At 68.8% G+C, this 20,313-nt stretch carries 20 protein-coding genes; 13 read left to right on the top strand and 7 right to left on the bottom strand.

Annotation, left to right across the window (positions count from 1 at the left end; all coding sequences use genetic code 11):
• Positions 1-38 precede the first annotated feature (38 nt).
• Together WG921_RS14390 and WG921_RS14385 are read right to left on the bottom strand one after the other, a co-directional pair.
• A complete protein-coding gene (locus WG921_RS14390) occupies positions 39-1,664 on the bottom strand; it encodes an acyl-CoA synthetase (protein WP_340109937.1) in 1,626 nt (541 codons plus the stop codon).
• Between the two features lie 97 nt (positions 1,665-1,761).
• Positions 1,762-2,445, bottom strand: a complete 684-nt coding sequence (locus WG921_RS14385) for a ribonuclease T2 (protein WP_340109936.1) — start codon at positions 2,443-2,445, stop codon at positions 1,762-1,764.
• 126 nt (positions 2,446-2,571) lie between these two features.
• On the opposite strand from WG921_RS14385, the gene WG921_RS14380 reads away from it, so the two are divergent.
• Positions 2,572-3,348, top strand: a complete 777-nt coding sequence (locus WG921_RS14380) for a DUF1013 domain-containing protein (RefSeq protein WP_340109935.1) — start codon at positions 2,572-2,574, stop codon at positions 3,346-3,348.
• A 28-nt stretch (positions 3,349-3,376) separates the two neighbouring features.
• Here the strand turns inward: WG921_RS14380 and WG921_RS14375 are convergent, their stop codons facing one another.
• On the bottom strand, positions 3,377-4,114 hold the full coding sequence (locus WG921_RS14375) for an HAD family hydrolase (RefSeq protein ID WP_340109934.1): 738 nt from the start codon (positions 4,112-4,114) through the stop codon (positions 3,377-3,379).
• Positions 4,115-4,204: 90 nt separating this feature from the next.
• Here WG921_RS14375 and WG921_RS14370 point away from each other — a divergent pair, with 90 nt between their 5' ends.
• The 5 genes from WG921_RS14370 to WG921_RS14350 all read left to right on the top strand — a co-directional run bounded on the left by WG921_RS14370 (position 4,205) and on the right by WG921_RS14350 (position 10,269).
• A complete protein-coding gene (locus WG921_RS14370; protein WP_340109933.1) occupies positions 4,205-4,660 on the top strand; it encodes an acyl-CoA thioesterase in 456 nt (151 codons plus the stop codon).
• Positions 4,661-4,904: 244 nt separating this feature from the next.
• Entirely contained in the window at positions 4,905-5,729 is an 825-nt protein-coding gene (locus WG921_RS14365; protein ID WP_340109932.1) for an OmpA family protein, read from the top strand.
• 132 nt (positions 5,730-5,861) lie between these two features.
• Positions 5,862-6,209: a hypothetical protein gene (locus tag WG921_RS14360; protein WP_340109931.1), complete on the top strand. Its 348-nt coding sequence runs from the start codon at positions 5,862-5,864 to the stop codon at positions 6,207-6,209.
• Between the two features lie 69 nt (positions 6,210-6,278).
• Positions 6,279-8,117, top strand: a complete 1,839-nt coding sequence (locus WG921_RS14355; RefSeq protein WP_340109930.1) for a M3 family oligoendopeptidase — start codon at positions 6,279-6,281, stop codon at positions 8,115-8,117.
• Between the two features lie 97 nt (positions 8,118-8,214).
• Positions 8,215-10,269: an NAD(+) synthase gene (locus tag WG921_RS14350; protein ID WP_340109929.1), complete on the top strand. Its 2,055-nt coding sequence runs from the start codon at positions 8,215-8,217 to the stop codon at positions 10,267-10,269.
• 51 nt (positions 10,270-10,320) lie between these two features.
• Here the strand turns inward: WG921_RS14350 and WG921_RS14345 are convergent, their stop codons facing one another.
• Complete coding sequence (locus WG921_RS14345; RefSeq protein WP_340109928.1) at positions 10,321-12,405, bottom strand: 3-hydroxyacyl-CoA dehydrogenase NAD-binding domain-containing protein; 2,085 nt, start codon at positions 12,403-12,405, stop codon at positions 10,321-10,323.
• Between the two features lie 98 nt (positions 12,406-12,503).
• Positions 12,504-13,688, bottom strand: a complete 1,185-nt coding sequence (locus WG921_RS14340; protein WP_340109927.1) for an amino acid aminotransferase — start codon at positions 13,686-13,688, stop codon at positions 12,504-12,506.
• A 131-nt stretch (positions 13,689-13,819) separates the two neighbouring features.
• Between WG921_RS14340 and WG921_RS14335 the strand changes: the two genes are divergently transcribed.
• Genes WG921_RS14335 through rfbA form a run of 5 tightly spaced genes read left to right on the top strand, consistent with a single transcriptional unit; the run spans position 13,820 to position 17,990 of the window.
• Positions 13,820-14,671, top strand: a complete 852-nt coding sequence (locus tag WG921_RS14335) for a fumarylacetoacetate hydrolase family protein (protein ID WP_340109926.1) — start codon at positions 13,820-13,822, stop codon at positions 14,669-14,671.
• Position 14,672: 1 nt separating this feature from the next.
• Positions 14,673-15,236 carry a dTDP-4-dehydrorhamnose 3,5-epimerase gene (rfbC, locus tag WG921_RS14330; RefSeq protein WP_340109925.1) on the top strand — a complete coding sequence of 188 codons (564 nt, stop codon included), beginning with the start codon at positions 14,673-14,675 and terminating at the stop codon, positions 15,234-15,236.
• Positions 15,233-16,276: a dTDP-glucose 4,6-dehydratase gene (rfbB, locus tag WG921_RS14325; protein ID WP_340109924.1), complete on the top strand. Its 1,044-nt coding sequence runs from the start codon at positions 15,233-15,235 to the stop codon at positions 16,274-16,276. Before rfbC ends, rfbB begins: the two co-directional genes overlap by 4 nt.
• Positions 16,273-17,121 carry a dTDP-4-dehydrorhamnose reductase gene (gene rfbD / locus WG921_RS14320; protein ID WP_340109923.1) on the top strand — a complete coding sequence of 283 codons (849 nt, stop codon included), beginning with the start codon at positions 16,273-16,275 and terminating at the stop codon, positions 17,119-17,121. The genes rfbB and rfbD overlap by 4 nt, the downstream gene beginning before the upstream one ends.
• A complete protein-coding gene (rfbA, locus tag WG921_RS14315; protein WP_340109922.1) occupies positions 17,118-17,990 on the top strand; it encodes a glucose-1-phosphate thymidylyltransferase RfbA in 873 nt (290 codons plus the stop codon). The genes rfbD and rfbA overlap by 4 nt, the downstream gene beginning before the upstream one ends.
• A 13-nt stretch (positions 17,991-18,003) precedes the next feature.
• On the opposite strand, the gene WG921_RS14310 is transcribed toward rfbA, so the two are convergent.
• Positions 18,004-18,555: a histidine phosphatase family protein gene (locus WG921_RS14310; protein WP_340109921.1), complete on the bottom strand. Its 552-nt coding sequence runs from the start codon at positions 18,553-18,555 to the stop codon at positions 18,004-18,006.
• A gap of 72 nt (positions 18,556-18,627) precedes the next feature.
• Between WG921_RS14310 and WG921_RS14305 the strand changes: the two genes are divergently transcribed.
• Both WG921_RS14305 and WG921_RS14300 read left to right on the top strand, forming a co-directional pair.
• The gene (locus WG921_RS14305; RefSeq protein ID WP_340109920.1) at positions 18,628-19,086 is read left to right on the top strand and encodes an acyl-CoA thioesterase; all 459 of its coding nucleotides are present in this window, start codon (positions 18,628-18,630) and stop codon (positions 19,084-19,086) included.
• Entirely contained in the window at positions 19,083-19,556 is a 474-nt protein-coding gene (locus tag WG921_RS14300; protein WP_340109919.1) for a nuclear transport factor 2 family protein, read from the top strand. Before WG921_RS14305 ends, WG921_RS14300 begins: the two co-directional genes overlap by 4 nt.
• Here the strand turns inward: WG921_RS14300 and WG921_RS14295 are convergent.
• Positions 19,495-20,046: a hypothetical protein gene (locus tag WG921_RS14295; RefSeq protein WP_340109918.1), complete on the bottom strand. Its 552-nt coding sequence runs from the start codon at positions 20,044-20,046 to the stop codon at positions 19,495-19,497. The two genes, WG921_RS14300 and WG921_RS14295, sit on opposite strands and share 62 nt — an antisense overlap.
• Positions 20,047-20,313: the final 267 nt, after the last annotated feature.

The following is a 20,313-nucleotide window of genomic DNA, read 5'->3' as shown; positions in this document are numbered from 1 at the left end:
CCTAGAGACCGGCGGGCGCCGGATCAACTCCCCCGCGCTCAAAGCGCTCTCGCCCGCTCTCTCAGCGCGAATTTCCGCACCTTCCCGGTGGAGGTTCGCTCCAGTTCCTCGAACACCACCGTCTTCGGCGCCTTGAACGCGGCGAGGCGCGTGCGGGCGAAGGCGATCAGCTCCGCCTCGGTCGCCGACGCGCCGGGCTTCAGCTCGACGAAGGCGCAGGGCGTCTCGCCCCATTTCGGGTCCGGGCGCGCGACCACCGCGCAGGCGGCCACGGCGGGATGGTGGAAAATCGCCTCCTCGACCTCGATCGAGGAGATGTTCTCCCCGCCCGAGATGATGATGTCCTTCGCCCGGTCCTTCAGCTGCACATATCCGTCGGGATGCAGGACGCCGAGATCGCCGGTGTGGAACCAGCCGCCCGCCAGCGCCGCCTCCGTCGCGGCGGGGTTCTTCAGATAGCCCTTCATCACGACATTGCCGCGCATCATCACCTCGCCGAGGGTCTCCCCATCGGCGGGAACCTCCGTCATCGTCTCCGGGTCCATCACCGTCAGCCCGTCGAGCCCGATGCAGCGCACCCCCTGGCGCGCCTTTTTCGCGGCGCGCGCGGCCGGCGCCAGCGCATCCCATTCCGGTTTCCATTCGTTGACGACGGAGGGGCCGTAACTTTCGGTCAGCCCGTAGAGATGGGTCACCCCGAAGCCTTCGTCCGCCATCGCCGCCAGAACCGTCTCCGGCGGCGGCGCGCCGGCGGTGAGGAAGGAGACCTTCTGCGAGAACGCCCGCCGCTCCGCCGCCGGCGCGGCGAGAAGCGTCTGCATCACGATCGGCGCGCCGCAAAGATGGGTGACGCCATGCTCCGCGATGGCGGCGTACATCGCCCCGGCCCGCACCGCGCGGAGGCAGACATGCGCCCCCATCACCGCCGACACGGTCCAGGGGAAGCACCAGCCGTTGCAATGGAACATCGGCAGCGTCCAGAGATAGACGCTCTCCGCCCCCATCCGGCCGTGGAGCGCGTTGCTCAGCGCCAGCAGCGCGGCGCCCCGGTGATGATAGACCACGCCTTTCGGGTCGCCCGTGGTGCCGGAGGTGTAGTTCAGCGAGATCGCGTCCCATTCATCCTCGGGCGGGGCCCAGGCGAATTCCGGGTCGCCGCCCGCCAGAAACGCCTCATAATCCGTCGCGCCGAGCGCGGGCGGAACCCCGCTTTCGGGGTCCGCGTATTCGATCAGGAGCGGCGACGATTTCGCCAGCTTCAGCGCCTCCGCCGCCACCGGCGCCAACTCGCTGTCGACGATGAACGCCTTCGCCTCTCCATGGTCGAGGATGAAGGCGACGGTCGCGGCGTCGAGCCGCGTGTTCATCGCGTTCAGCACCGCCCCGGCCATCGGCGCGCCGTAATGCGCCTCCAGCATCGCCGGGGTGTTCAGCAGCAGCGCGGCGACCGTGTCGTTGCGGCCGATCCCCGCTCTCTTGAGCGCCGAGCCGAGGCGCCGGGCGCGCGCGTAAAACTCCGCGTAATCGCGCCGGAGCGCGCCGTGGATGATCGCGATTCGCTCCGGGCTCACCTCCGCCGCGCGGGCGAGGAACGACAGCGGCGAAAGCGGTTGGAAATTCGCCGGGCTCCGGTCGAGACCGATCTCATAAGGCGACTGGGTCATCCGCTGCTCCTTTCCTTCCATCATCCAGGATCATCCCGAGCCATCGGGCGAATGCAATCCACCCCGATCCGCGCTCGACATCAATTTCTGGCGCCGCCTAGCGCATTTTCGGCATCTTCACGCTCGGCGCCCGGCAATCGCGCGCCGTATCGGGCGCGCAGGCCCGCGGCGTCAGGTCCTTGGCGAGGCAGATTCGCGCCTCCTGCACATAGCCGTCCTGGCACGTGATCGTGACGCCGTCCGGCGTCATGTCCGGATTCGCCTCCAGGAACGCGGCCTCGACGACAGCGGGCGTCAGCGCCATGTCGCGCGGCAGGCGCCGGAAGATCTCCGGCCGCGCGACGCTTTCATAGGCGCGCCGCGACAGCGCGTAATACGCCGGCCCCGAAAGGCCCGAACAGCGCCCATGCTTCTTCCACTGATGCCAGGCGAGCCCGCCCGAGCCCATGATGTCCGCCATCGCGTCGCTCTCGCGCCGCGCGGGATCCTGCGCCCGCGTCCTGCAATATTCCGGCCAGCCAGCCTCGTTTTGCGGCCAGAGCCCATGAAGCGTGAAGCCGAAATCATGTTTCGGATCGCACTGCTCCGCATCCCGCGCGTCTCCTTCGCGCGCGCACCAGGACGCGTTCCACGACAGCGCGAGAACGTAATAGTCGAACGCGCCCGCCCGGCCGTCCTCCCGGGGCCCGTCGGCGGATGCGCCCCACGCGATCAGGGCCCCGACCGCGAGAAGCGCGAGAGCGAGAGCGAGCCGGAGGCGGAGACAGTAAGGAATGCGCATGTCGAAAACGTCTTTAACTGTGGCGGTTGATCGCCTATATAACGACAGACTTTCCTCCGAACACCGTAAAACGCTCAGGCGCCGGTCTTCGCACCGCGTGAAAGATTTGTATTTGAGGAGCCCGCAATGAACGACCTGCCGCTGTTGCCGAAGGCCACCGCCGTCTGGCTGGTGGACAACACCGCCCTCAGCTTCGCTCAGATCGCAGAATTCACCGGCATGCACGAGCTCGAGATCGGCGGCATCGCCGATGGCGAGGTGGCGATCGGCATCAAGGGGCTCGATCCGGTGGCCGGCGGCCAGCTGACCCGCGAGGAGATCGCGCGCTGCGAAGCGGATCCGAAGGCGCGCCTCAAGCTCCACAAGAAGAAGCTCGCTCCGGAGCAGAAGCGCAAGGCGCCGCGCTACACGCCGCTCTCCAAACGGCAGGATCGCCCGGCCGCCATCGCCTGGCTGGTGCGCTACCACCCCGAACTGGCGGACAGCCAGATCGCGAAGCTGGTCGGCACCACCAAGCCCACCATCCTCTCCGTCCGCGACAAGAGCCACTGGAACATGCCGAACATCCGCCCGGTCGATCCGGTCGCCCTCGGTCTCTGCAAGCAGGTGGAGCTGGACGCGGCGGTCAGCCGCGCCGCCGCGCGCAAGGCGAAGCTGGAAGGCGACGCGATGAGCGACGAGGAGAAAAAGGCGCTGATGTCGACGGAGGCCAGCCTGCACGCGCATGTCGAGCCGCAGCGGCCGCAAAAGAGCTTCGGCGGGCTCGACAATTTCTCGATCCTCGGCGGCGAAGAGAACAAGAACGCCCATGTCGACGCGGACAGCCTCTTCAATCTGCCGAAGAATGCGCCCGAGACGGACGCGGAGGAAGATGAGGCCGCAGGCGACGGCGAGACGCGCTGAGCGACGCGCGGGCGCGCCGCCGGCCGTTTCAGCCCGGAGCGCCCGCAGGAAACTGGCGGATCAGGAAATCGGGCAGATCCGCGACCGCATCGAGGATCGCGTCCGCAAAGGGCGCCAGCTCCGCCTCCGGCGCCGGCCCGGTGAGCACCCCGATGGCGGCGGCCGCGCCCGCCGCGCGCCCCGCCCCGAGATCGTGGACGCTGTCCCCCACCATGACCACGTCGGATGGCGAGAGCCCGGTCGCGCGGCAGAACGCCCGCACCATCCCCGGCCCCGGCTTCAGCCCGCAGCCGCTGTCATAGCCGGCGATGAACGCGAATCGCCCGTCGAGGCCGAGCGCCCGCGTATGGGCGTGCGCCGCCGCCTCCGAATCATGCGTCGCGACGCCAAGCGTCAGCCCCATTTCGGCGAGCCGCGCAAGCGCCGCCATCAGCCCCGGCGTCGGCGAGACCCCGGCGGCGGCGGCGGCCCGGCGGTTCGCCTCCCGCTCGATCTCGTCCGCATGCGTCCCCGGCAGAAGCGCCGCCATCAGCGCGGCGACCTCGCCCGTGCTGCCGGCGACGACGGGAGAGCCCGGCAGAAAGAGCCCGGTCGCCGGATCGAACCCGATCGCCGCGCCCAGATCCGCCGCCAGCGCCGCGTCCTCCCCCGCGCAGGTGGCGATCATGCCCTCAACCAGCCCGCGCCAAGTGGCGGTGAAGTCGATCAGCGTCCCGTCCTTGTCGAAAAGCGCGCCCTTGATCCGTGTCAAATTCCGCCCCTTCATGCCCTCTCCGTTTCACGCCGCCCCGCGAACGCCCCACCCGCATAGGCGCCCCGGCCGCGGCGCGCAACATGAGAGCAGATGGAGAAGAATATGGAGACATATCCCGAGCCCGCGCGCCATGCTTTTCCGGTGATGCAGGCGATGTCCACGCGCTGGAACGACAACGACGTCTACGGCCACATGAACAACGTGGTCTACAGCGAGTATTTCGACACCGTCGTCAACCGCTGGCTGATCCGGAGCGGCGCGCTCGATGTGCCGCACGGGCCTGTCGTCGGTCTCGTCGCGGAGACCTCCTGCCGGTATCTCTCCAGCATCGGCTTTCCCGACGATCTGGAGGTCGGTCTTTCGACCCTCCGCGTCGGGACCAGCAGCGTCGTCTATGGCCTTGCGCTCTTTCGAGCCGGGGCGGAGACGCCGGCCGCCCTCTGCCGCTACGTCCACGTCTATGTCGACGCCAAGACCCGCAAGCCGACTCCGCTTCCCGATTCGTTCCGCGCGGCGCTGCGGGCGCTTTCTCCCTCGATTTGTGACAAACCCTCGTGATAAATTCAGCCGATTCCGGCGCGCGCCATCACGTTTTCTCCCTTCGCCGCGCCGGCCGTCACTCCATTGTTGCCAAATGGATACGGAGTTGCGATCTTGTCTCATCGGAAGCTTTTATCGTGCTTCGATTGTTGTTTTTGCGCGGTCGACGTGCCAAAACGCGGTCGAGCTGGTGTCAGCTTAACGAGGGTTGTCAAATTGGGCGCGCCACATAACGCGGCCCGTTAACGAGACGGAGAGAGGGATGATGAAGATTTCCCATACAGTCCTGGCGGGCTTTGCGCTTGTCGCCGCCGGGTGCACCAACATTCCCGGAGCCAATCTCGGCGGGACGTTCGGCGCGGAAGATTTCCTGGCGCAGGATATGCCGGGCGGCGACTTCAACGCCGAACTTGCGAAGCAGTACCAGAGCCTCGCGGCTTACAACGCATCCCAGGAAGTGAACTGGATGGATGCGGCCGGCTACATGGACCGCTCGAACGCGGCCGCGGCCGGCGGCGTGACGCCCTGGGATCCGAGCGCGCTCGGCATCGGCGGCGAAGCGGCCGCGATGCATTCCGAGGTTTCGGCCAACATCGCCGCGAATTCGGCGACCAATCCCGCCGCTTGCGCCGAAGCTCAGGCGCTCTGGGATCAGTGGCTCGAGGCGCAGTATCAGGCCCCGGGCGGCTGCCTTGACGCCGACGAAGTGAAGGCGAAATTCGACTCCGCCTACGCGGCGTGCATCGGCGTCTCGCCGGCGAACTACATCGTCTACTTCGGCTTCGACCGCTCGAACCTGACCGCCGCCGCACAGGGCGTCGTCTCGGACGTCGTCGCCGCGCTGAGCGGTGTCGCAAACCCGATCGTCTCGCTCGTCGGCCACACCGACACGTCGGGCCCGGCGTCCTACAACGTCGGCCTCTCGCAGCGCCGCGTTAACACCGTCGCTCAGGCCCTGGCCAGCGCCGGCATCCCGCAGGGTGGCGTCACGCGCGCCGCGCGCGGCGAATCCGAGCCGGCCGTCCAGACGGGCGACGGCGTCCGTGAGCCGCGCAACCGCCGCGTCGAGATCACGATCGGCAACTGAGTCGTCCTTGAAAGGACGCCTGCGACGAAACAGGAACCGCCCCGCAGAAATGCGGGGCGGTTTTTCGTTTTCCCGCCGCCCGACCGCCGCGGCCCGATGACATTCCCCACCTCGGCGCCTATCTCTTGAGGGATGAAATACGCGCCCGCATACGCCCTTGCGCTCATCCTCGCCGCAGCGCCCGGCGCCGCCCCTCTCGCGGATGGCGGCGCGCGGAACGAGGACGGCGGCGCGCTTTTCCTCGACGAGCAGGAGCTTCGCGACCTTGGCGACCTCGCCCAGGAGACGCTCCGCCGCTTCGCTGAGAGGATGGCGCCGCTCGCGGACCGTCTCGGCGCGCTGATCGACAATCTCGACGCCTACGCCGCGCCCGAGATGCTGCCGAACGGCGACATCATCATCAGGCGCAAACCGGACGCGCCGCCGCTCCGCGACGCGCCGGCGCCCCCTCCGGTCCCCGAGGGCGGCATCACGCTCTGAGCGCGGGCTTTCACCGCCCGCCCGGCTCGGCTATCCCCTGAAACGACAATGAGACCCGAAGGACAGACCATGCGCGCAGCTTCATCGAACCGGGATTTCCGGCCCCTCGTCGCGGATTCCGGCGAACCTTCCGGCGGCGCGCCCCTCGGCGATCTTCCCGAATGGCGCCTCGACGATCTTTATCCCGGCATGGAGAGCCCGGCGCTGAAGGCGGATTTCGACTGGCTCGCCACCGAGATCCCCGCGTTCGAGGCCGCCGCGAAAGGCCGAATGGCGGCGATGAGCGGCGATGAGCTGGCGGCGATCCTCCGGCGCTACGAGGTGATCCAGTCGAAGGCCGGCCGGATCATGTCCTACGCCGGCCTCCTCTATCAGCAGAACACCGCCGACGAGGCGCGGGGCACGTTCTACGCCGACAGCGAAGCGAAGCTGACCGAACTCTCCAACCCGCTGGTCTTCTTCACGCTGGAGCTGAACCGCATCGATGACGCCGCGCTGGAGGCCAAACTGGCCGAGAGCCCGGCCTTCGCCCGCTACCGGCCCTGGCTGGAGCGGCTGCGCGCCTTCCGCCCGCACCAGCTTTCGGATGAGCTGGAGACCTATCAGCACGACATGAGCGTCGTCGGCGCCTCCGCCTGGAACAGGCTGTTCGACGAGACCATGGCCGCGCTCGAATTCGATGTCGACGGCGAGACGCTGAATCTCGAAGCCACCCTCAACCTGCTCTCGGACCCCGAACGCGAGCGCCGGGCGGCCGGCGCCGCCGCGCTCTCCAAGGTCTTTCGCAGCAATATCGGCCTCTTCGCCCGGATCACCAATACGCTGACCAAGGAGAAGGAGATCGAGGATCGCTGGCGCAAGCTGCCGACCCCGGAATACTCGCGCCACCTCGCCAACCATGTCGAGCCGGAGGTGGTCGACGCGCTTCGCGCCGCCGTCACCGCCGCCTATCCCTCGATCAGCCATCGCTATTACGCGCTGAAGGCGAAATGGCTCGGCCTCGACAAGCTCCAGCACTGGGACCGGAACGCCCCGCTCCCCGAGGCCGACGACAGGAAGATCGGCTGGGAGGAGGCGAAGGAGACCGTGCTCGCCGCCTATGCCGGCTTCGCCCCGAAAATGGCGGAGATCGCCGCGCCCTTCTTCGAGAAGGGCTGGATCGACGCCGCGGTCAAGCCCGGCAAGGCCCCCGGCGCCTTCGCCCACCCGACGGTGCCGGAGGTCCATCCCTATGTGATGCTGAATTATCTCGGCAAGACGCGGGACGTGATGACCCTGGCGCATGAGCTTGGCCACGGCGTCCATCAGGTGCTGGCCGCCAAGCAGGGCGAGCTTCTCTCGCAGACTCCCCTGACCCTGGCCGAGACCGCCTCCGTCTTCGGCGAGATGCTGACCTTCAAGCGGCTTCTGGCCGCGGCCGGCCCGGAAAAGCGCCGCGCGCTCCTCGCCAGCAAGGTCGAGGACATGATCAACACCGTGGTCCGCCAGATCGCGTTCTACGAATTCGAGCTTCGGGTCCACGCCGCCCGCCGCGAGGGCGAGTTGACGCGGGAGCGGCTCTGCGAGATCTGGATGGCGGTTCAGCGTGAAAGCCTCGGCCCGGTCTTCGAATTCGCCGAGGGCTACGAGACCTACTGGACCTATATTCCGCACTTCATCCATTCGCCGTTCTACGTCTACGCCTACGCCTTCGGCGACGGGCTGGTGAACGCGCTCTACGCCGTCTACGAAGAGGCGCCGGAGGGATTCCAGCAGAAATATTTCGACATGCTGTCCGCCGGCGGCGCGAAGCATCACAAGGCGCTTCTCGCGCCCTTCGGCCTCGACGCCTCCGATCCCGCGTTCTGGAGCCGGGGGCTCGGCGTCATCTCGGGGATGATCGACGAGTTGGAGGCGATGGAGGGCTGAGCGGGCCGATCATCCGGCGCAAGACGCCGCCGATCGGCGAGGTGGACCAGCCGCCGGGTCTCGGCTACGCATCTGGGAGAGCATGAAAGGCGCGGCGATGCCCGAGGCGGCGGACTTCCTCAACATCTACAAGCAGGGCTTCGCGCGGGTCGCGGCCGCGACCCCGCGGGTCCATGTCGGCGACCCGGCCGCCAATTTGGCCGCGACCGTCGAGATGGCGGAGAAGGCGCATGAGGCCGGCGCCGCGCTCATCGTCTTTCCCGAACTCGGCCTCACCGGGTACGCGATCGACGATCTCCTGCAACAGGACGTGGTTCTCTACGCTGCGGAGGAGGCGCTGGCTGCGCTGATCGCCGCCTCCGCGCGCTGGACGCCGCTTCTCATGGTCGGGCTGCCGCTCCGGCTGGAGGGGCGGCTTTACAATGTCGCGGCTGCGGTTCACGCCGGGCGCCTGCTCGGGCTCGTCCCGAAGACCTATCTGCCGACCTACCGCGAATTCTATGAGCGCCGGCATTTCGCCTCCGGCGCCGACGCCGGCGCGGACCACGCGCGAATCGCCGGCCATGAGGCCCCGTTCGGGACCGACCTCATCTTCGCCGCGGAGAATCTCGCCGGCTTCGCCGTCGCCGCCGAGATCTGCGAGGATGTCTGGGTTCCGACCCCGCCTTCCTCCGCCGCCGCGATGGCCGGGGCGACGGTGATCGCCAATCTTTCCGCCTCTAACGTCACCGTCGGCAAGTCCGACTACCGGCATGCGCTCTGCCGAGTGCAATCGGCGCGCTGCTTTTCCGCCTATCTCTACGCCGCCGCCGGGCATGGCGAGTCGACCACCGATCTCGCCTGGGACGGCCACGCGATGATTTACGAGAATGGCGCGCTGATGGGCGAGACGCGGCGCTTCGCCAGCGCTCCGCAGCTTCTCGCCGTCGATATCGACCTCGACGTGCTGGCGCAGGAGCGGCTCCGCCACGGCGTCTTCGCCGATTGCGCCGCGATCGAGGGGCGGGCGCATCGCGTCATTTCGTTCCGCCTCGCGCCGCCCGCCGGCGATCTCGGCTTCCGCCGCAAAGTGGCCCGCTTCCCCTATGTGCCGAGCGACGACGCGAAGCTCGATGAACTCTGCTTCGAGGCCTACAACATTCAGGTCTCCGGGCTGGTGAAGCGGCTCGAGGCGTCGGGGATCGAAAAGGTGGTGATCGGCGTCTCCGGCGGCCTCGATTCGACTCAGGCGCTGCTCGTCGCCGCGCAGGCGATGGACCGGCTCGGCCGGGAGCGGAGCGATGTGCTCGCCTACACCCTGCCGGGTTTCGCCACCTCCCGAACCACGAAATCCGCCGCCTGGGACCTGATGCGCGCGCTCGGCGTGACGGCGGAGGAGATCTCCATCGACGCCGCCTCGCTCCAGATGCTGGCCGATATCGGCCATCCGCACCGCGCCGACGCCCCGGTGCACGACGTCACCTACGAGAACGTGCAGGCCGGGGGCCGCACCTCGCTGCTTTTCCGGCTGGCCAACCTGAAGGGCGGGTTGGTGCTCGGCACCGGCGATCTCTCCGAATTGGCGCTCGGCTGGTGCACCTATGGCGTCGGCGACCACATGAGCCATTACAACGTCAACGGCTCGGTCTCGAAGACCCTGATCCAGCACCTGATCCGCTGGGTCGCCGCCTCGGACCGCTTCGGGGAGGACGCGTCCTCCGTCCTCCACCGCATTCTCGCCGCCGAAATCTCGCCCGAACTGGTGCCGGGCGACGGCGAGACGCCCGGTCAGAAGACCGAGGAGATCGTCGGCCCCTACGAATTGCAGGATTTCAACCTCTACTGGACCACCCGTTACGGGCTTCGCCCCTCGAAGATCGCCTTTCTCGCCTGGCGCGCATGGGGCGACCGGCGGGTCGGCCCCTGGCCGCCGCACCTGGCGGCGGAAAAGCGCAACGAATACGATCTCGCGACGATCCGGAAATGGCTCCGCGTCTTTCTCTGGCGGTTTTTCCAGACCAGCCAGTTCAAGCGCAGCGCCGCGCCCAACGGCCCCAAGGTCGCCTCCGGCGGCTCGCTCAGCCCGCGCGGGGACTGGCGCGCGCCGTCCGACGGCGTCGCCGCGCCCTGGATCGCGGAGCTTGAGAAGAATTGCCCGGAGACGCTCGGCTGAGAGCGCCCCGGCGGAGCGCGGCCCCGGATCAGGTCCGGAGCCGCGCGCGCGTCACTTGTTGAGCTTGGCGAAGCCTTCGCCGCTCTCCGCCACCCGCTTCAGCAGCGGCGAGATGGTCCAGGAGCCCGGATCGTCCGCCGCCACCCGCTCCATATCCGCCAGCACCGTGTCGACGCCGACGAGATCCGCATGCATCATCGGCCCGCCCCGCCAGCGCGGATAGCCGTAGCCGAAGATCTTGACCATATCGATGTCGAGCGGGCGCGCCGCGATCCCCTCGTCGAGGATTTTCGCGCCCTCGTTGATCAGCGCGGCCATCGCCCTTCGCTGGATCTCGTCCTCGGAGAAGGTGCGCTTCTCGCGCCCTGCGGCGTCGGCGGCCTTCTCGATCACCTCCGCGACCCAGGGGTCGGAGATCGGCGTCCGGCTCCCCTCCTCGTAACGATACCAGCCCGCGCCGGTCTTCTGCCCGAAGCGCCCGGCCTCGCAGAGCGTGTCGGAGACGGTGACATAGCGCACCTTCGGATCCCGCGTCGGCGCGAGCCGCTTGCGCGTCGCCCAGCCGATCTGAAGTCCGGCGAGATCCATGAGCTGGAACGGCCCCATCGGCATCCCGAAGGCGCGAATCGCCTCGTCGATCGGCTCGATCGCGCGCATGTCCTCCATCATGTAGTCGCAGACCCGCCGATAGGAGGCGAGCATCCGGTTGCCGATGAAGCCGTCGCAGACGCCGGACAGCGCCGCGACCTTGCCCATCCGCTTCGCCAGCGCGAATCCGGTGGCGATCACGTCGGCCGCGGTCTCGTCCGTCCGCACGACCTCCACCAGCCGCATGATATGCGCCGGAGAGAAGAAATGCAGGCCGATGATCCGCCCCGGATTCTCGATCCCCTTCGCGATCTGGCTCGGGTCGAGATAGGACGTGTTCGACGCGATGATCGCGTTCGGCCCCATCACCTTGGCGAGGTTGGCGAAGACCTTCCGCTTCACCTCCATGTCCTCGAACACCGCCTCGATCGCGAGATCGGCGTTCGCGGCCGCCTCGTAATCGACGCCGGTCTTCAGCGTCGCCATCATCTTCGTCTTCGATTCCTCGTCGAGCCGGCCGCGCTTCACCGCGGAGGCGAGATTGACCTCCACCCGCGCGCGCCCGGACGCCGCGGCCTCCTCGTTCATCTCGATCATGGCGACCGGTATCCCGGCCTGCAGCAGCGACGTGGTGATGCCGGAGCCCATCAGCCCGCCGCCGACCACCGCGACGCGGTTGATCTCGCGCGGGGCCGCGCCCTTGATCGCGGCGGGTTTCGCCACCGCCCGCTCCGCGAAGAACGCATGGCGAAGCGCCTTGGACTGGTCGGAGTTCTTCAGCGTCATGAAGCCTTCGCGCTCCGCCTCAAGCCCCTTGTCGAGGTCGAGCCGGAAGGCGTTGCGGATCGAGTCGAAACAGCCGAGCGGAGAGATCTGGCCCTTCGCCGCCTTCTCCACCTTCGCGCGCATCTCCGCCCATTCCGCGTCAGTGGGCGCCGGGCGCGCCGGGGCGCGGTCGATCCGGGGCGGCGCCTCGCCGGCGACCGAGCGCGCGAACGTCTTCGCGCCCTCCGTCAGATCCCCCTCGATGATCTCGGCGATCAGCCCCATCGCCTTCGCCTTGGTCGCGGAGACCGGCTTTCCCGACGTGATCATCTCGACCGCGGTCTTCGCGCCGACGATCCGCGGCAGCCGCTGCGTGCCGCCGGCGCCGGGCAGGATGCCGAGCGTCACTTCCGGCAGGCCCATCCGCGCCGACGGCGCCGCCACCCGGTAATGGCAGCCGAGCGCGACCTCGAGCCCGCCGCCGAGCGCGGTCCCGTGGATCGCCGCGATCCAGGGCTTCGAGCACATCTCGATGGCGGCGATCACCTCGGTCAGGTGCGGCTCAAGCGGCCCCATGTCGAACTCGCGGATATCCGCGCCGGCGATGAAGGTCCGCCCCGCGCAGTGCAGGACCGCCGCTCGCGCGTCGGAGGCTTCGACGGTCTTCACCGCTTCGGCGAGGCCGATTCGCACCGCTTGCGCCAGCGCGTTGACCGGCGGATTGTCGACCAAAACCAGCGCGAGGTCGCCTTCGATCGTCACGGATACGGGGCTGTCGGACATCTCATTCTCCCAAATTCGGAAATCCGGGTGAAACTACCCCCGCCGCCCGGCGGCGCCTAGGGGCGCGGCCCGACATTCGGCCGGGGTCGAGACCTGCTCTAAAGTCCGACCGCGCAGAACGCCGCCGCGACCTCGTCGATCCGGTCCTCCTTCAGCCCCGCCACGTTCATGCGGCTGTCGCCGACCAGATAGATCCCGTGGGTCTCGCGGAGCGCCGCGACCTGCGCCGGGTCGGCGCCGATGAGGCTGAACATGCCGCGATGCCCGGCGATGAAATCGAACCGCGCCGAATTGGTCCGCGCCCGGAGCGCCTCCGCCAGCGCCGAGCGGAGCGCGAGCATGCGCGCGCGCATCTGCGCCAGCTCCTCCTCCCAGACCGCCCGGAGCCGCGCATCGCCGAGGATCGTCCGCACCACGGCCGCGCCATGGTCCGGCGGCATCGAGATCGAGATCCGCATCAGCGTCTTGAGGTTGGCCTCGACCGTCGCCGCCGCCTTCGGGGTCGCCGCCAGCGCCATCGCCGCGCCGGTCCGCTCCCGGTAAAGGCCGAAATTCTTCGAGCAGGACGCCGCGACCAGAAGCTCGGGAACCCGCGCCGCCATATGCCGCAGCCCGGCCGCGTCCGCCGCCAGCCCGTCGCCGAACCCCTGATAGGCGATGTCGACAAGCGGCGTGAACCCCTGCGCCAGCGCCATTCCTGTCAGCGCCGCCCAATCCTCCGCCGCCAGGTCGGCGCCGCTCGGATTGTGGCAGCAGGCGTGCAGCAGCACGACGTCGCGCGGCCCCGCCGCCGCGAGATCGGCGCGCATGGCGCCGAAATCCACCGCCCGCGTCTCCGCGTCGAAACACCCGTAGCTCCGCACCCTGAGGCCGACGCCTTCGGCGATCGCGCGGTGGTTCGGCCAGCCCGGCTCCGGTATCCAGAGCGTCGCGTCGGGTGCCGCCAGCTTCGCGAGGCTCATCAGGATCCAGAGCGCGCCGCTCCCGCCCGGAGTCTGGATCAGCGCCCGCCGCTCCGCCGGCGCGGACTCCGCCAGCACCAGATCCGCCATCGCCGCCGAGAACTCCACGTCGCCGAGAAGGCCGAGATAGGTCTTGGTGTCCTGCGCGGCCAGAAGCCGCTCCTCCGCCAGCTTCACCGCTTTCGGAATGATGGTGAGCCCGGCCTCGTTCCGGTAGACGCCGACGCCGAGATCGAGCTTGCCCGCCCGCGGATCGGCGCGGAAATCCGCCGCCATCTGCAGGATCGGATCGGCGGGGGAGGGTTGAAGATCGGACAGCATGGCTCTCGCTCCACGGTTTCGCCGGACCTACCGCCAACCGCCCGCCGGATCAATGTGCGTCTCTTCACTGGAACGAAACCGTTCAAGGCTTTATTGCTCCCGCCGTGATCAGTTCATGGAGGAGCGGGCGTATGAAATATCTCGTAAGCGGCGGCGCCGTATGGGCGGTGTCGGCCGATGGCGCCGGCGCGGTCAATCTCACCGCGCGCGACCCCGCGTTCGGCGCCGACATGATGGGCCCGATCGGCCTTGGCCGCGAAGAGGCCGCAAGGCGCGCCGCCGCGCTGATGGAGGGCGCGGACCGCGTCCCCCTCGCTGATCTTCCGCCAGACCTGCCGGTGGCGCGGCCGGGGAAGATCCTCTGCCTCGGCCACAATTACGTCGATCACATCAAGGAGGGCGGCTACGAGATCCCGGAGCATCCGGCGATCTTCATCCGCACGCTGACCTCGATGACCACGGCGGAGGGGCCGATGGTGCGGCCCCGCGCCTCGCAGAAATTCGATTACGAGGTCGAGCTGATGATCGTGATCGGCAAGGCCGGGCGCGGCGTCGCCCAGGCCGACGCGCTCGACCATATCTTCGGCTACACCGTCTTCAACGACGGCTCGCTCCGCGACTATCAGCGCCGCTCGCACCAATGGACGCCGGGCAAGAATTTCGATCTGACCGGCCCGGTCGGCCCGGTGGTGACGGACGCGGGCGACCTCGGGGCCGCCGGCGACCTCCGGATCGAAAGCCGCCTCAACGGCGCCGTGATGCAAAGCGCGACGACCAAGGACATGATGTGGTCGGTTCCCGCCATCATCGAGGTGATGAGCGAATTCACGACGCTGGAGCCCGGCGACCTGATCGCCACCGGCACCCCGCCCGGCGTCGGCCACGCCCGCAGACCCCCGGTCTTTCTCACGCCCGGCGACACCATCGAATGCGAAATCGAGGGGATCGGAATCTGCCGGAACACCATCAGCGACGAGGCCTGACATGAAGGTCGAACCAACCCGGATTCCCGACGTGAAGCTGATCATTCCGCAGCGCTTCGGCGATGAGCGCGGCTGGTTCTCCGAAACATGGAATGCGGCGCGGATGGCGGAGGCGGGGCTCGACCACGCCTTCATGCAGGACAATCACTCGCTCTCCGCGCGCGCCTACACGCTTCGCGGTCTCCATTGCCAGGCGCCGCCCTTCGCCCAGACCAAGCTGGTCCGGGCCCCGCGGGGCCGGGTGCTCGACGTCGCGGTCGACATCCGGCCCCGCTCGCCCACCTATCTCGAATGGGTCGCGGTGGAGCTGACCGCGGCGGTCGGCGAGCAGCTGCTGATCCCGCAGGGGTTCCTTCACGGGTTCCTGACATTGGAGCCGGAGACCGAGGTCATGTACAAGGTCGATGCGCCCTATTCGCGCGACGCCGACCGCGCCATCCGCTTCGACGACCCCGAGATCGGCGTCGACTGGGGCGTCGAGACGGACCAGATCACCCTGTCCGAGAAGGACGCCGCCGCGCCGCTGCTCAAGGACTGGACAAACCCATTCGGAAATCTGCCGTGAAAATTCTCGTCACCGGCGGCTGCGGCTTCATCGGCTCCGCCGTCATCCGTCATGCGTTGGCCGAAGGACATGAGGTCGTCAACGTCGACAAGCTGACCTACGCCGCCAACCCCGCCAATCTGCCCGGCGCGGAGGCGAACCCCGCCTACGCCTTTGCGAAGGTCGACATCTGCGACCGCGCCGCGCTCGACGCCATCTTCGCCGCGCACCGGCCCGATCTCGTCATGCATCTGGCGGCGGAGAGCCATGTGGACCGCTCGATCGACGGGCCGGGGGAGTTCATCCAGACCAATCTCGTCGGCACGTTCACCCTGCTGGAGGCGGCGCGCGCCTGGGTCGCGGGGCCGGCCGGCGCGCGCGCGGAGACGTTCCGCTTCCACCATATCTCGACCGACGAGGTCTACGGCGCGCTCGGCCCAAGCGGGAAATTCACCGAGACGACGCCCTACGCCCCGAACTCGCCCTATTCCGCCTCCAAGGCGGGCTCGGACCATCTGGTCCGCGCCTGGGGGGAGACATACGGCCTGCCGGTGCTCGTCAGCAACTGCTCCAACAATTACGGGCCGTATCACTTTCCTGAAAAGCTGATCCCGCTGATGATCCTGAACGCGCTTTCTGGGACGCCGCTGCCGGTCTACGGCGCGGGGGAGAACATCCGCGACTGGCTCTATGTCGAGGATCACGCGAAGGCGCTTCTGCTCGTCGCCACAAAGGGCAGGATCGGCGAGACCTACAATATCGGCGGCGACGCCGAAGCCCGGAATATCGACATCGTTCGCGCCATCTGCCGGGTTCTCGACGATCTGCGCCCCGAAGGCGCGCCGCATGAGCGGCTGATCGAATTCGTCGCCGACCGGCCCGGCCATGATTTCCGCTACGCGATCGACGCCTCCAAGATCCAGCGCGAACTCGGCTGGCGCGCGTCGGTCACGCTGGAGGAGGGGCTCCGGCGCACCGTCGAATGGTATCTCGAAAACGAGACCTGGTGGCGCGCGATCCTCGCGCGGGGCGACGCCCGGACGCGCCGGGGACTGACGTGAAGCTGCTGATGTTCGGCCGGACCGGGCAGGTCGCCCGCGAGGCGCTCCGTCGCGCGGGCGATGTGGAGCTGACCGCGCTCGGCCGCGAGGACGCCGACCTTTCCGACCCGGAGTCGTGCGCGGAGGCGGTGCGCGGCGCGGAGGCCGACGCCGTCCTGAACGCCGCCGCCTGGACCGATGTCGACGGCGCCGAGGCGGCGGAGCCTGCGGCCGCGATCGTGAACGCCGCCGCGCCCGGCGCGATGGCGCGGGCGGCGGCGGCGCGCGGGATCCCCTTCATCCATATCTCGACGGATTACGTCTTCGACGGCGCCGGCGCCGCGCCCCGCGTCGAGACCGACCTCCCCGCGCCGCTCGGCGCCTATGGGCGCACGAAGCTGGCGGGGGAGCGCGCCGTCGCGGCGGCGGGCGGCTCTCATGTCATCCTGCGCACCTCCTGGGTTTTCTCGGCCCACGGGAAGAACTTCGTGAAGACGATGCTTCGCCTCGGCGAGAGCCGCGCCAGCCTCGATGTCGTCGACGACCAGATCGGCGGGCCGACCCCCGCCGCCGCCATCGCCGACGCCTGCCTCGCCATCGCCCGGATGAAGGCCGCGGGCGCGGACGGAGTCTTTCATTTCGCCGGCGCGCCCGCCGTCTCCTGGCGCGGGTTCGCCGAGGCGATCTTCGCCGCAGCCGGCATGGAGGTCGCCGTCCGGCCCATCGCGACGGCGGACTGGCCGACGCCGGCGCGCCGGCCCCTGAACTCCCGGCTGGACTGCCGGGCCATCGGCGCCGCCTACGGCCTCGCGCCGCCGGACTGGCGCGCCGAACTGAACGCCGTGGTGAAGGAGGTGCGGGCATGACGCGCAAGGGAATCATTCTGGCCGGCGGCTCCGGCACGCGGCTTCATCCGCTGACGCTCAGCGTCTCGAAGCAGCTTCTGCCGATCTATGACAAGCCGATGATCTATTACCCGCTCTCCGTCCTGATGCTGGCGGGCGTGCGCGAGATCGCGATCATCACCACACCCCACGATCAGGCGCAGTTCCAGCGCCTCCTCGGCGATGGCGCGCGCTGGGGCATGTCGTTCGAATACATCACCCAGCCAAACCCGGACGGGCTGGCGCAAGCCTATGTCCTCGCGGAGGATTTCCTCGCCGGGGCGCCCTCGGTGATGATCCTCGGCGACAACATCTTCTACGGCCACGACATGATGAAGCTTCTCGCCCGCGCCGACGCGCGCGAGACCGGCGGCGCCGTCTTCGGCTACCGCGTCGCGGACCCGGAGCGCTACGGCGTCGTCGAGTTCGACGCTGGCGGCAACGCCATCTCCATCGTCGAGAAGCCGGAGAAACCGCGCTCGCGCTACGCCGTCACCGGACTTTATTTCCTCGATGGCGACGCCCCCGCCCGCGCCCGCGAGGTAAAACCTTCCGCGCGGGGGGAGATGGAGATCACCACCCTTCTCGAGACCTATCTGCGGGAGGGCGCGCTCACGGTCGAGCGGATGGGCCGCGGCTACGCCTGGCTCGACACCGGCACCCATGACAGCCTGATCGAGGCGGCGGAGTTCGTCCGCACCATCGAACGCCGGCAGGGGCTCAAGATCGGCTGCCCGGAGGAGATCGCCTTCGAACAAGGCTGGATCGACGCCGCCCAGCTCCGCGATCTCGCGGCCCCCCTGACCAAGACCGAATACGGCCGCTACCTGACCCGCCTCGTCGGCGACTGACGCCGGGCGAGCCTCAGTCCTCGAGCACGCGCGCGGTCCAGCCCGCTTCGCCCGGGATCACATGGATCGGCAGCGCGTTCGGCATCGGCCAGAGCCGGGGCGCCACCGCGACATATTCCTGCGCCGCGCGCCAAAGCCCGCCATGGCAGACGATCAGCGTCCCCGGCGCGCTCGCCGCGCGCCTCAGCGCCCCCCAGGCCCGCGCGGCGAAGACCGTGAAGCTTTCGCCGCCTTGCGGCTCCCAGCTGCGCTCGAAATATTCCTGCACATGCTCGCCGCGCGGCTGGCCCTGCAACTCCCCGGCGTGAAACTCCATCAGCTCCGCGTCGAAGCTGAGCGGCGCGCCGGTCGCGGCGGCGGCGGCCTCGGCCGTGTCCCGCGCGCGAGAGAGCGGGCTGGAGACGATCCGCGTCACCGGCTCCTTCGCCAGAATCGCCGCCGCCGCCAGCGCCTGCGCGCGGCCGCGCTCGGAGAGGGGCGCGTCAAGCTGCCCTTGCGTGCGGCCCTCCGCGTTCCATGTGGTCTCGCCGTGGCGAAGGAAATAGAAAGAGTGTTCGAAAGCCATTCCGCGCCTCATGTCTCCGATCCGCGGAGAGAGCGGCGCCGGGACGGAAAGAGCAAGAGGACAGAACCGCCCATGACCCAGCCCGTTTCCCCGGCGCAGACCACGACGCCAGATCTCACCGATATCGGCGGCTACCGGTTTTTCGAACCCGTGACGCTCCGGTTTTCGGATCAGGACGCCATGGGCCATGTGAACAACGTCGCCTACGCCGCGCTGTTCGAGGCTGGCCGGCTCGGCCTTTTCATCGACCTGTTCGACGGCATGGGCGAGCAGCACTTCAATTTCGTGCTCGCCCATCTCGCCATCGACTACCTGCAGGAGATGCGGTTCCCCGGCGAGGTCCAGGTCGGCGGGCGCGTGCTGAGAGTGGGCGGCAAATCCGTCACCACCGCCTATGGCGCGTTCCTCGATGGCGTCTGCCACGCCACCTCGATCAGCGTGAACGTGTTCTTCGACCCCGCGACACGGCGCTCGCGCCCGTTCTCCGCCAATATCCGCGAACGTCTCGAATCATGCCTGGAGCCAACATGACCATGACCTTCTCCACGCTGCTCAGGAAGTTCACCGCCGCGGCCGAGGCCGGCGACGGCGCCGCCTTCGCCGCCTGCTTCACCGAAAACGGCGCCTATCACGACGTCTTCTACGGAACCTTCCGCGGGCGGGAGAAGATCTCGGAGATGCTCACCCGTTTCTTCCACCGGGACGGCGCCGATTTCCGTTGGGACATGATCGACCCGATCGCCGCCTCCGGGCGGGGCTATGCGCGCTATCTCTTCAGCTACCGCTCGCTCCTGCCGGGGCGCGAAGGCCGGCGCGTGCTGTTCGAGGGCGTCGCGCACTGCCGCCTCGAAGACGGGCTGATCTCCGATTACGCGGAAGTCGCCAACGCCGCCGCCGGGCTCTCCCTGCTCGGCTTCGACGCCGCGCGGCTCGCCCGCTTCACCGCCCGGCAGGCGGCGGAGCTGACCGCGCGCCCCGAATCCGCCCGGCATCTCGCCTAGGGTTCAGCCGCCGCGCCTCCAGCGCCCACGCCGCGACCAGCGCGAACAGGACATGGCCGACCAGCGCGACCCATGTGATCCCGGTGAAGTTGAGAAACGCCGGCAACCCGGCGACGAGATACGCCATCACGAACAGCGCGAAGATCCAGAGCCCCACGCCGTAAGCCGCGGCGGCGAGCGCCCAGTGAAGCCCGGGCGCAAAGCGCCGCCAGAGCGGCCGCGCGACGAGCAGCCAGCCGAGCGGATAGGCCGCGAGCCCGGCGAAATAATGCATCATCTGCGCGCCCGGGGTCCACGGCGCGCCGAAAAGCGCCTGAAGCGTCGAATTCGCCAGCCCGACCGGGGAGAGATTGGCGAAGCCGAGCGCCGGCGAGACGCCCTGCCCGAAAAGATCGAACGCGACCGTGGCGAGCGCCCCGGCGACGAGAACATCGAGCGCCCCGGGGCGGGGCCGGTCGGTGGAGAGCTGTTCGAAAGCCGCGGCGGTCATGGCGAAGCCTTTCATCCCTGCTGCGTCCGGGATGAAGAAAGCACGCCGGCGGCCCGGCTCAAAGCGCCGCCGCGCCGCTTCACGCAGATGTGCCGTTCCGTCGCCCCGGGGCGTGAAATATTTCAGGAATCGCCGCGAAGCGGAAAATGGTCGGGCGTATCCGCGCCGCGTCCCGCTCGCCGCAGCCGGGTCCAGACGCCCGGAGAGGCCGGCGCAGCCCCGGATCTCCGCGAACGGGATCGCGGCGCCGGCCGACATATGGCGACG

The sequence above is a fragment of the Paludibacillus litoralis genome, assembly GCF_037646705.1.
Taxonomy (GTDB): domain Bacteria; phylum Pseudomonadota; class Alphaproteobacteria; order Rhodobacterales; family Rhodobacteraceae; genus Pikeienuella; species Pikeienuella litoralis.
This window is presented reverse-complemented; position numbering and strand designations above follow the sequence as displayed.